The following is a 234-nucleotide window of genomic DNA, read 5'->3' on the forward strand; positions in this document are numbered from 1 at the left end:
CTGCCGCTCCTCTGGCAGCAGCGCAAGCCCAAGCCTGATCCCGTGCAGGCCCAGTGGCAGCGGTTGTGTGAGCGGCTGGCGCGACATGGTTGCGCGCGCGGCGCTGCCGAAGGCCCGATAGCCTACGCCGAGCGCGCTGCCGCTCAGTTTCCGCAAGCGGCGCAGGCCTTGCGCAATGCCGCCGCCGGCTACGTCGCCTTGCGTTACGGGCGCGACGACGGCGATGCGCAGGTG

At 71.8% G+C, this 234-nt stretch carries 1 protein-coding gene; it reads left to right on the forward strand.

Annotated elements, in window-relative coordinates:
- The coding region (locus G5A07_RS21745) for a DUF4129 domain-containing protein (protein ID WP_191864020.1) at positions 1-234 on the forward strand (234 nt) is incomplete at both ends.

This window comes from Stenotrophomonas sp. AS012628 (genome assembly GCF_010608305.1).
GTDB classification, from domain to species: domain Bacteria; phylum Pseudomonadota; class Gammaproteobacteria; order Xanthomonadales; family Xanthomonadaceae; genus Stenotrophomonas; species Stenotrophomonas geniculata.